Genomic DNA, 2,271 nt, shown 5'->3' with positions numbered 1-2,271 from the left:
GGCGCCGCATCGCAACACGTTACGACCGATGCGCAAAGACCTTCCTCTCAGCCGTCGCCCTCGCCGCAACTGTCTTGTTCTGGCTTTGACGGTCAATGAGTCTGGACCCTAATGACAATTCATAATATGTTTTTTTCATAAGTCTTGCCTGTCAAAGTGTATAAGCCTTCAATCAAACATCCAACTCCTCAACAAACTGCGCGTTTTCCTGAATATACTGGAACCGCAGTTCGGGTTTTTTGCCCATCAGGCGCTCTACCAGATCGGAGGTTTCGCCGGGTTCGTCCTCGTCTATGCTGACGCGGATCAGTTTGCGGCTGTCCGGGTTCATCGTGGTTTCTTTCAGGTCTTTGGCATCCATCTCGCCCAAGCCCTTGAAGCGTTGCACGTCAATTTTTCCTTTGCCGCCCAAACCCTTGGCCAGCCACAGGTCTTTTTCCGCGTCATCGGCGACATAGAGCCGCTTGGCCCCTTGGGTCAGGCGATACAAGGGCGGGCAGGCGAGGTAGAGGTGACCCTTGTCGATCAGGGGGCGCATCTGGGTGAAGAAGAAAGTCATCAAAAGCGAGGCGATATGCGCGCCGTCGACATCGGCGTCGGTCATGATGATGATCTTGTCATAGCGCAGGTCATCGACCTTGAATTTGGTGCCCATCTGGACGCCCAAGGCCTCACATATGTCGCGGATTTCGGAGTTGTCGTGCAGCTTGTTGGAGGCGGCCCCCAGCACGTTCAGAATTTTACCTTTCAGCGGCAAAAGCGCCTGATTTTCGCGGTTGCGCGCGCCCTTGGCCGAGCCGCCAGCCGAGTCACCCTCGACGATAAACAGTTCCGTGCCTTCGCGGTTTTTCGCGGTGCAATCGGTGAGTTTACCGGGCAGGCGCAGCTTTTTGGTGGCGGTCTTGCGGGCGGTTTCCTTTTCCTGACGGCGGCGCAGGCGTTCTTCGGCGCGCAGCACCAGAAAATCCAGAATGGCCCCTGCGGATTTGGTATCGGAGGCCAGCCAGTTGTCAAAATGGTCGCGCACCGCCCCTTCGACATATTTCGCGGCTTCCTCGGTCGCGAGGCGGTCCTTGGTCTGGCCCACGAATTGCGGTTCGCGGATGAAGATGGAGATCAGCGCGCAGCCGCCTGTCATCATGTCGTCGCGGGTGATCAGTTCGGCCTTGCGGTTTTTCACCAGATCGCCGTAAGCGCGGATGCCTTTGAGGATGGCGGTCCAGAAGCCGCTCTCATGCGTGCCGCCTTCGGGGGTGGGGACGGTGTTGGTGTAGGACTGGATGAAACCATCGCGCGAAGGCGTCCAGTTGATCGCCCATTCCACCGAGCCGGGGACGTTGTATTTCTCGGTAAAGCTGACTTTGCCCGCGAAGGGTTTATCTGCATAGGTGGTAGCCCCGGTAAGGTTTTCGTTGAGGTAATCGGCAAGGCCGCCGGGGAAGCGGAAGGTTGCCTCCATTGGGGTGTCGCCATCGGGGATGGCGGTTTTCCAGCGGATTTCAACGCCCGAGAACAGGTAGGCCTTGGAGCGCGCCATCTTGAACAGGCGATGCGGTTTGAGGTGGAGCGAGCCGAAGATCTGCGGGTCGGGGTGGAAGGTGACAGAGGTGCCGCGCCGATTGGGGGCAGCGCCGATCTTGGCCAATGGGCCTTGCGGGACGCCGCGCGAAAATTCCATCGCGAAGAGCTCGCGGTTGACGGCCACTTCGACGCGCAGATGGTCGGAGAGCGCGTTCACGACCGAGGAGCCGACGCCGTGCAAGCCGCCCGAGGTCTGGTAGCTGTCGCCCGAGAATTTGCCGCCCGCGTTGAGGGTGCAGAAAATCACCTCCAGCGCGGATTTGTTCGGGACTTTGGGGTGCATGCCGACCGGGATGCCGCGCCCGTTGTCGCGCACCGAGACATGGCCGTTTTCATGCAGTTCCACCTCGATCCAAGTGGCGTGGCCTGCGACGGCTTCGTCCATCGAGTTGTCGATGATTTCGGCGACCATGTGATGCAAAGCGCGGTCATCCTTGCCGCCGATATACATGCCGGGGCGCAGGCGGACGTGCTCCATATCCTCCAGCACCTCGATCGAGGAGGCGTCATAGGTGGAGGGGGCGGAGGAGAGGAGGTCATTGGCCATTGGCTGCTCACGATTCTTATGCGGCTTGATTGAGGCAGGAGTAGACCATCTGGGGGCGGGGGACGCAAGACTTTGGGGCGGGGACGCAAGACTTAGGGGCGGGGGAGGCAAGGGTTTGCGCGCGGCGCGGGCGGACAGGCGGG

Annotated in this window: 1 protein-coding gene and 1 pseudogene; one reads left to right on the top strand and one right to left on the bottom strand. The window is 59.9% G+C overall.

The features are described from left to right. Positions 1 to 89: pseudogene (locus EGN72_RS00325) on the top strand (IS5/IS1182 family transposase); the annotation flags it as partial. A gap of 83 nt (positions 90 to 172) precedes the next feature. Here EGN72_RS00325 and parE read toward each other — a convergent pair. Further along, positions 173 to 2,128: a DNA topoisomerase IV subunit B gene (parE, locus tag EGN72_RS00320; RefSeq protein ID WP_127044686.1), complete on the bottom strand. Its 1,956-nt coding sequence runs from the start codon at positions 2,126 to 2,128 to the stop codon at positions 173 to 175. Positions 2,129 to 2,271 lie beyond the last annotated feature (143 nt).

Source organism: Pseudorhodobacter sp. E13 (assembly GCF_003991405.1).
In the GTDB taxonomy this organism is placed as follows: Bacteria; Pseudomonadota; Alphaproteobacteria; order Rhodobacterales; family Rhodobacteraceae; genus Pseudorhodobacter.
This window is presented reverse-complemented; position numbering and strand designations above follow the sequence as displayed.